The sequence below is a fragment of the Streptomyces sp. NBC_00859 genome (assembly GCF_045161865.1).
In the GTDB taxonomy this organism is placed as follows: Bacteria; Actinomycetota; Actinomycetes; order Streptomycetales; family Streptomycetaceae; genus Streptomyces.
In genome coordinates this window covers 7,993,157-8,001,606 of the sequence record NZ_CP108826.1, presented here as the reverse complement: position 1 = coordinate 8,001,606, position 8,450 = coordinate 7,993,157, and the positions used below count along the sequence as shown (strand labels likewise).

The window sequence follows — 8,450 nt, the reverse complement described above, 5'->3', positions numbered from 1 at the left end:
AGCCGAATGCGCGCAAGCGCGCCTCGGGCTTCCCAGCCCGAAAAGCAAAATGCATTGCGACGCCTCCGGCGTCGTAATCGGGAAGGGCCTCCGGCCCTTTTCTGGTGGAGAATTGCCGACCTCCGGTCGGCGAAAGAGAAATGACGGGCAATCAAATTCCGGAATGGGGTGGATGGTTGAATTCCGCCCTCGAATTCTCCGAATTCAAGGGCGGAATAGAATACGGAAAGAAGCACGGAAAGGAATCTACATTACTTCCATTCACTTCCTAGCTCCCTTGTGGGTCAAGCCTGTTGACCCACAAGAAAAACACCCTCCGGGCCAACACCTACCCCCACGACCCACCAGGTTTCCACAAATCGTGAATTTTAGAATATGCGCCACCCAGATGCCCCGGCAGAGTGTTTCTATACTTCAACCCGATCGACAGCGAAGCTCACGGCAGGTACTTGTTGCCGTGGCCCTTCTTGTCCTGGCTCCGCTCTCTGCGGCTGCACGGAAGGGCCACCCGGAGCCACGCGGCAGACTGCGAGGCCGGCCGCCAACACGCGGACCTGGCGGAACGGAACCCACTCGGCCATGGCAAAAGACTGTTGCGGCAGCCACTTCGTACGCGGAGGGTACGGTCTCCGGCCGCGGTACGCAGTGCCCGCCCGGTGACGGACTCCTTCCCGGGATCATGTCGGAAGAGACTGGATCGCCAGGCCTTCGACAACGGTTTTCGACTGTTCGGAGAGCGGCTTGAGGCAGAGGACCTGCGGCATGGCCTCAGTGCCTCGAAGGAGCTTGGCCTCGTCTGCGCTGATGCCGTACTCGAGCACTGTGGTGTCCGATGCCGAGCAGCCGTACGCGATGGGCAAGTGGTACCCGACCACGGAGTACATCGGCAGGCCGCGGCCGATGTCGTAGTCGAAGCCAGCGTGAAACCCGTACATGCGGTTCTCGTGGTGCAGCCACAGGCTCATCGCGAACTCCTGCCCACCGAGGGCTGCTGTGAACACGCGGGTTCGTGTGTTCTTCGCGATTGCCGAGAACCATCCCGTCAACTCCTCAAGCGTGGAAGCTTGGCCATATTTGCGTTCGAGAGTGTGGGCCAGTGTGGCGATCTGCTCCACATTGGAGTCGTCTAGCAAAGCTTGGCCAGTGACAGCTCCGGCATCGTCGAACTGTCGCAGTTCCTTCCGTATCCGCACCCTTCGGCGTGAGGGCAGGGCTGCGAGGTAGGCCTCGTGGCTCGGATAATCGCAGTCGAAGACATGCCGTGCCGGTGCTGAGAGTTCAAGGAAACCGGCCGCCCGGAGATCGGTGCGCAGTGCGGCGTCTGCCGCGTCAACGTACGGGAAGAAGACAGAGGCGCTGCCCCAATCCCGACCGGTGGCGACGGCGCGCGCGATGAGTTCACGGCGTGCCTCAGTGACAGCCGCTTCGGAGGCGCGGGGGGAGGAGAGGACCGTCGAGTTGAACCAACCGCCGCACATCAGGGAGGGCAGGAGCGCGCCGGCCAGCACGGCATCGGACATGCCATCCGCGCACGGCAGGGCGCGCAGCATCTTGTCGACGCGGCAGGTGTCGTCGTCGACCGTGCGGTCGAACTGCTGGAGAGTGACCCCCGCCAAGAGCTGAAGGTGGTCCTCCGCGACAAGACATGCGCTGGCCGCAGGGACCCAGGGTCCAGATCCGCTCTGTTCGACGGCGAGCCATGGAGGGGTGCAGAACAGGTCGGCCGAGCTGCACATCTCGGCCCAGGGAGCCAGTTCCCCGGCCTCCGTGAGCGACAGTATCCGGAGGCTACTCATGGTCGTCCCCGAGCCTGTCCACCCGCGCAGAATCCGTGAACCAGGCGCTGACTGCCCTCAGTTGGGACCGGGCGGTCGCCTCGCTCGGCGCGCGCACCAAGGCCTTGGCCACAAGGAGGTGCGAGGCTTGACGCATATCGCCGACGACCTCGTCCGCCTTGGCCCACAACTGGCCCTCGACCACGCCAGGTCTGGCCTTGATGAGCTCACGGGTCGGCAGGCTCCGGATGCGTCCGGGAGGCGTGGTGAGGTTCGCCCATCCGAAGGAGTCCTTGAGGGGTTCGCGAACGCTGAGCGAGGCGGGCGACGGGACACCGAGAACTGCCGCGGCCCACTCGTGGTACAGATCGACACCGTATTTGCCGCGCACGGCCTCCAGGATCATCCCTCCGCCTATGCGCCCCGCGCACTCGCTGAAGATCAGGTCACCAGCGTCGTGAAACGCCTCCAGGTGGAAGACACCGTCGGTGTGTCCCAGGGCGGCGAGTGCGCGCTCGGTCAGCCGAATGACGCCGTCGAATAGTTCGCGCTCTGCGTCCTCGTCCAGCGTGGCCGAAGCAATGAGGCGGCCGTGATGCACCTCGATGACATTGTGCAGGTACCGGCTTGCCGAGGCCACCAGGACGGTGCCGTCGCGGACCGCGCCGTCGACATGCAGCTCTTCGCCCGAGATGAACTTTTCGATCAGCCAAGGCCCCGCTGTGGCACCGGCCTCACGCCCGAAAGCCGCCAGTGCGTCAACGTCACCCTTCTCACCCTCCTCGTCCCTGATCACGCGTGTGTGTTGGGAGCCAGCCCCAGCAGGCGGCTTGATCACAAACGGGGTGGCGACCTCGCCGGAGCGCACGGCCATTCTGACGGCGTCGAGGTCGGCGAAGTGAGCGTAGTCGGCCGTCGGGATCCCGGCGGCACGTATCAGCCGTTTCTGGAACGCCTTGTCACGCAGAGCCAGCGCATCGTGCGCCGAGCCGGCCTGCTCGGAGACGAGGTGACTGAGAACCGCGGCCGTGACGATCGCGAACTCGTCCTCGGAGCAAACCGCCCGGAACCGATCCGGGGCAGAGGCTAATCCGGCCAGCGCCCCCAGGATGTCCTCCACGCATGTGTGGTCGCGGGCCACAGCCACCGCCCCCTCGAAACCCTCCTCGGCTGGCTTAAAGCGATCGGACGACGAGACCACGCAGGTGACCCTGCCACCAAATCCCTGCAGCGCCTCGATGGCCTCCCGCTGCCAGCCGAGGTAAAGAACATCGAGGTCAACAGTGTCTGGTTGGTGCGAGAACTTGTCAGTCACAGCACTCCTCTCCCTGTAGGAAATCGCTGGGGCGACCGCATCCGCGTTGTCCGAAAGCGCATGGATCAAATGTTTTGGACGAAGAAGAACCTGACGATCATTTCAGGCCAATGATCAAGGTTTCGGTGAGTCAGGAGCATCTAGGTATCGGCGCGTTGGCACGAGCGAGAAGAGGCTTGCATAGATCGCCTTGGTATGGCAATCTCGAGATCGTTTGGGGAATGTGAATCCGTTCGGCTTCAGGAGCTGCGACCTTCAGATGAGAACCACATCATGAAACCGATACCTCAGCTATTACATGATCAAGAAATCCCGGTCGTCACATATAGAAAAATCCTCACCAGCCGTAACGTTCCACAACTCCTGCTGGCTGCCTCCCTGTCCAGGTTGGCGCACGGCATGCTCCTGCTCGTCGTCGTTCTCTATTCAATAGCCGAGTTTGATTCCGCCGCCGTCGCGGGAATGAGTGGATTCTTCCTCACCCTTCCGGGATTTCTGATAAGCCCTATCGCGGGTGCTGTTCTGGACAGGTTCGGAGCGCTCCGTGCGGTTGCCATGGATACGGCGGCAAGCGCGGTATTGATCGGCGGAATCGGCGTCTTTTCTCTGGTCGGGAACCTGACTCCTGGGGTTCTCTACGTCTTGCTCGCACTGTTCTCGCTGACCAGCCCGCTGACCGACGGCGGAATCCGAACGCTGTTCCCGCAGTTCGTTCCCGACATCGCCTACGACAAGGCGAACGCCCTGGACCTGAGTACCTACTCGGCGATCGAGGTAGGCGGCCCCCTGGTCGCCGGCTCGCTCTTCGCGTGGGCAGGAGCCAACCCTGCCCTTTTCACTGTGGTCGGCCTGTACGCGCTGGCGACGCTGAGCCTCGCCCTGCTGCGCGGCGACCCCAAGCCTGCTCCCAAGGGCGAGCGGCAGCAACACCTGCTGCGCGCGGCGTGGGAAGGGATCACGTATCTGCTGCGCAATTCCACGCTGCGCGGACTCGCAGCCTCCTACTCCTTGTTCCAGGTGTCGTACGGGATGCTGATCCTCATCGTCCCGGTCGCGGTCACCGAGTGGGTGACGCCCGGAAGTTCGTCGGGCCGCTATGTCGGGCTGATCTGGGCCGTCGTGGGCCTTTGCGGAGGACTGGGAGCCCTGGCAGCTGGGAAGCTCGTGCGCTCAGGGGTGGAGCGCCGCTACATGGTGGGCGCGACCGCAGTGGCATCCGCCGCGATCTTCCCGATCAGCGCGCTGGGCTCGCTCGTGGCCCTCGGGGCCGGCCTCGCACTATTCGGCCTCATGGAAGGTACCGTCAATGTGAGTCTGCTCTCCTTGCGGCAGCGGCGTACGGACCCGGGGTGGATCGGCCGCATCATGACGGTGTCCATCAGCGTCAATCTGATCGGATTCCCTGTCGGAACCGCCCTGGGGGGATTCCTGGTCGGCGCCACCACGCCGGCCAAGGCTCTCGCGGTCGCGGCAGCTCTCACCTTGGCCTCTGCGGTGTGCGCGCGCCTTCTTGTCCCCAAGGAGGCATGAATGGTGATGCAGTTGACTGACACCAGGCACGGCAATGGCCCCTTGTTGGTGTGCCAACCGGGGGGGCCAGGGATGCACCCCGGCTATTTGGAGCCGTTGGCCGATCTGGCGGCCCACCACACGGTGGCGCTGGTCCACCCGCGCGGAACGGGTGACAGTCCACGGCCCAGCGATCGAGGAGCCTATTCCCTGGAAGAGTACGCGGACGACCTGAGCGCCTGGATCGAGCGAGAGGCGAACGGAGAACCCGTCGATCTCCTGGGGCACTCGCACGGTGGGGCGGTCGCCTCGCTGGTTGCCGCCCGTGATCCGCGCCTGGTGAGGAGCCTCGTACTTTTAGGGACACCGGCCTACGGCGGCGACGAGGCTGAGGACATGGCAGAGGCCTTCCAACGTGCGCGACTGTCCGAGCCCGAGGTGGCGGAAGCCTTGGCGGTTCTGGGGGCTCAGGGGGAAGAGTATCCCCCGGACGATGCCGCCCTCGGTCGGCTCATCGCTGCAGTCATCCCCCTCTGGGTGGGTCCGATGTCGGCACGAACCAGGTCCTGGCAGTCACATCTCGCCCGGCGGCCTGCGAATATCGACGCGCTTCGCTATTTTAATGAATCGGTATTCCCATCACTGGAGGAGGAGATGAGCCATTTAGGAAAAGTGGCCTGCCCTACTCTAGCCATAGGCGGAGAACTCGACGGCTGGGCGGGTCCGGACCATCTCGGCCGACTCACGCAAGCCATCCAAGACTGCCGAACCGAAGTCATACCCGGGTCGGGGCACATGTGCCACGTCGATGCGACTCAAACTGTGGTGACGTTAGTCGATAAATTCTTGCAGGAAAGCAGAGCACATGAAAATCTCATGTGAGCTGGGTGGGGCAGCACGTGTACGTTATTCAAAACTCACTCCACGCCCATCAGCTGAGGCATGCCTTCTTTTTCTTCGCGTCTGTATCGACGCCCAGGCCGGCCGTTCGATCGCGCCATGGTGCCGCACCCGATGACACATCTCTCGCCCTCCCATTCACAACGGCTGTTCTCGCTTCGAGGACCATGCCGCAGTTCGTCGCCCACTCGAACAATGGACACAATGCCACGTTCACGAAAACAAGACGGAAGGAAGTAAATTGAGCTTGCAACAGGATTGGGAAGAACAGGATTCTAGCGAATTCATCGAATTTGGTGAATATTTCGTTCCTGAGCGACAGACGCAAATCGATGTGGTGACCTCCCTGATCCCCGAGCAGCAGGCACCGTTCGAGATACTCGATCTGTGTTGCGGCCAGGGCCGACTGAGCGAGGGGCTGATCAAGGCCTTCCCTCAGGCCACCGTGGTCGGGATGGACCTCAGCCCCACTATGCTGGGCGTCGCACGACGGGAGCTGTCGGCCTACGAAAAGCAATTCCGCACCGAACAGTTCGACCTCGCGGAAAAGGCCTGGCGAACACGCGACGAGGCACCGGCCGCCGTGGTCTCGTCGCTGGCAGTCCACCACCTGGACGGGGAAGGAAAGCAGGAGCTCTTCGGCGACGTGTTCGAAATGCTCCGCCCGGGTGGAGTTCTGGTGATCGCTGACTTGATCCAGCCAGTAGGCGAACGCGGCGTCGCGCTCACGCGTCGGATGTGGAACGAAGCCGTCAAGGAACAGGGCCTCGCCGGAACCGGGAGCCTGGAGCCGTACGAGAAGTTCCACACCCTTGAGTGGAGCTGCTACGAGTACCCGGACGATCTCGACAAGCCATCCCCGATCTTCGATCAGCTCAGTTGGCTGCGTGACGCGGGATTCAGCGAAGTCGATGTCCACTGGCTGAAAGCGGGCCACGCCATTTACGGCGGCCTGAAGCCCGGAAAGTGAGGACAACCATCGTGCAGCGACCCTACCCCTTGCTGGTCTTCGGTAACTTCGTCAACGAACTGATGGTCACCGTGCCGGTGCACCGGCACGCCGACGCCTTGGTCGCCGTCTCCCCGCGCAAGGTCTGGCTGACCCAGCCGGGCGATGTCCTGGTGACGCCCAGGGCCATGTCGGAGCCCCTGCGTGACTATGCCTGCGACCTGCTCGGATTCTCGGCGACCGACGTAACGTTTCTGCACGCGCCTACCGACGGCCTGGCGACGCTGACCGAAGCGGTCCGCCGCAACGGCCTCGTGGACAGGCTGCGTTCGGAAGCGCAGCAACGGCCAGGCATACGCTTCCAGGCCTTCGCCCAGGACCGCCCCGCCATCGAACTCGCCGCCGAGATCGGCGTTCCTGTGGAGGGCTACCCCGTCGAGGGAGTTCCCGCCACCGCGGTGGCAGCTGCCTACCGGATCAACACCAAGCCCGGCTTCCGGGAGCTCGCGGGCAAACTGGGCATCAGGGTCCCCCACGGGTTCAGCTGTGGCACTCCGGCCGAGCTGGCTGCCGCCCTGCGGGATGTACTGACCGACAAGGGCGCCGCGGTCACGAAGCTGGCCCGGGGGTCCAACGGGTACGGGGTGGCCTTCTGGGAGGCCGGCGACCTGCCCGACCTCGACGCCAAACTCGCCGCGTACCTGTTGTCGGTAGCCGACCAGCCTCCGGGCTGGGTCGTCGAGGAGCGACTCGACTTCGTCCGTATCGTCACCGTGGAGATGGAGGTGGACGAGAACGGGCCGCGCGTGATGCACGTTGGAGAGATGAGAACCCCAAACGGCAGCTTCAGTGGTCAGATCACACCCCTGGTCGCGAGCACTTCGGCGGTGAAGGAACTGGTCGAAGGCGGGCTCGCGCTGGGCCGCCACCTGCATCAGGTCGGCTACTGGGGACCATTCGACGTCGATGGTGGGATCACTGCCGACGATGTCCTCTACTCCACCGAGAGTAACCTCCGCAAGACCGGCTGCACCTACCTGGACCTCCTAGTCAAGCGGCTCCTCGGAGAGGAGCGGGCCGCGGACGCCGTGTGGATCGCCGACTCCAGGGTCGGCGGCGTGGAACGGGAGTTCGCCGCCGGAGTCGCGCGAGTGCGGCAGGCAGGTCTGAGCTTCGAGACAGGTTCGGACGAGGGAGTCGTCATCACCTCGGACACCCTCGCCTTCGACGGCAAGTGGCGCTATCTGATCCTCGGAAAGAGCCACCGCAGGGTGGAAGAGCTGGAATCCGGTCTGGTCGATGCGCTGAAACTCTCGTGACCCCGTGCTGACCAAAGGAATCGACGTACGCGCGAGTCGTACGCACAACGTGGGGTTGTTCGCCACCGAGCCCATTCCAATCGGGACGGCTATCTGGAACCCGTGCGTCAAGTGCTCACGATGGTCCAAAGAGGAGGTCGCGGCGCTGCCCGAGGCGCGCTTCGCGGCACTCGACATCTACGGGCATCTCCTGTCGGACGGCAGCCTGTTACTGCCGTGCCTGGGCGCCTACCTGATGAACCACTCTTGCGAGGCCAACGTCCTTGACACGGGCCTCGACTTCGGTGTGGCTGTCCGGGACATCGCAGCCGGTGAGGAGGTTACGTGTGACTACGCGACCTTCACCGAGGACGGCGGCTGGAGCATGGAATGCCGATGCCACAGCCCGCGCTGCCGACACCTGATCACCACGGAGCAGGGCGGTGACCTGATGATCAGAAGCCGCTGGCGCGGGCAGGTGGAGAGCGCGCTGCGGCATGCCGCCGAAGTAGATCAGCCGCTGCACGACGTGCTCGTCGAACTGAGCGAGCCCTACCGCCGCGTACTGAAAGGGATGACCTCGTTGGAGCAGGTGTCCACCGGTGCCAGTGTCTGTGCGCCGGCCTTCGCATCGCCGTGAACTCGGTCCGGGCCTGCGGCGGCGGTTCTCCGCCGCGGGCCCGCCGATTGTCACCGATATGAAG

7 protein-coding genes are annotated in these 8,450 nt (G+C 63.8%); 5 read left to right on the top strand and 2 right to left on the bottom strand.

Annotated elements, in window-relative coordinates; genetic code table 11:
* Window positions 1-677 precede the first annotated feature (677 nt).
* Together OG584_RS35100 and OG584_RS35095 are read right to left on the bottom strand one after the other, a co-directional pair.
* Complete coding sequence (locus OG584_RS35100) at window positions 678-1,796, bottom strand: GNAT family N-acetyltransferase (protein WP_405773619.1); 1,119 nt, start codon at window positions 1,794-1,796, stop codon at window positions 678-680.
* Window positions 1,789-3,090, bottom strand: coding sequence for an acetyl-CoA carboxylase biotin carboxylase subunit family protein (locus tag OG584_RS35095; RefSeq protein ID WP_405773621.1), 1,302 nt, complete (start codon window positions 3,088-3,090; stop codon window positions 1,789-1,791). The genes OG584_RS35100 and OG584_RS35095 overlap by 8 nt, the downstream gene beginning before the upstream one ends.
* 273 nt (window positions 3,091-3,363) lie before the next feature.
* Between OG584_RS35095 and OG584_RS35090 the strand changes: the two genes are divergently transcribed.
* From OG584_RS35090 to OG584_RS35070, 5 genes are all read left to right on the top strand, one after another.
* On the top strand, window positions 3,364-4,620 hold the full coding sequence (locus OG584_RS35090; protein WP_405773623.1) for an MFS transporter: 1,257 nt from the start codon (window positions 3,364-3,366) through the stop codon (window positions 4,618-4,620).
* The gene (locus OG584_RS35085; RefSeq protein WP_405773625.1) at window positions 4,621-5,481 is read left to right on the top strand and encodes an alpha/beta fold hydrolase; all 861 of its coding nucleotides are present in this window, start codon (window positions 4,621-4,623) and stop codon (window positions 5,479-5,481) included.
* Between the two features lie 259 nt (window positions 5,482-5,740).
* Window positions 5,741-6,469: a class I SAM-dependent methyltransferase gene (locus OG584_RS35080; protein WP_405773627.1), complete on the top strand. Its 729-nt coding sequence runs from the start codon at window positions 5,741-5,743 to the stop codon at window positions 6,467-6,469.
* Window positions 6,470-6,480: 11 nt separating this feature from the next.
* The gene (locus OG584_RS35075; RefSeq protein ID WP_405773628.1) at window positions 6,481-7,767 is read left to right on the top strand and encodes a peptide ligase PGM1-related protein; all 1,287 of its coding nucleotides are present in this window, start codon (window positions 6,481-6,483) and stop codon (window positions 7,765-7,767) included.
* A 4-nt stretch (window positions 7,768-7,771) separates the two neighbouring features.
* Window positions 7,772-8,386 (top strand): SET domain-containing protein, encoded by a 615-nt coding sequence (locus tag OG584_RS35070; RefSeq protein ID WP_405773629.1) that lies wholly within the window; start codon window positions 7,772-7,774, stop codon window positions 8,384-8,386.
* Window positions 8,387-8,450: the final 64 nt, after the last annotated feature.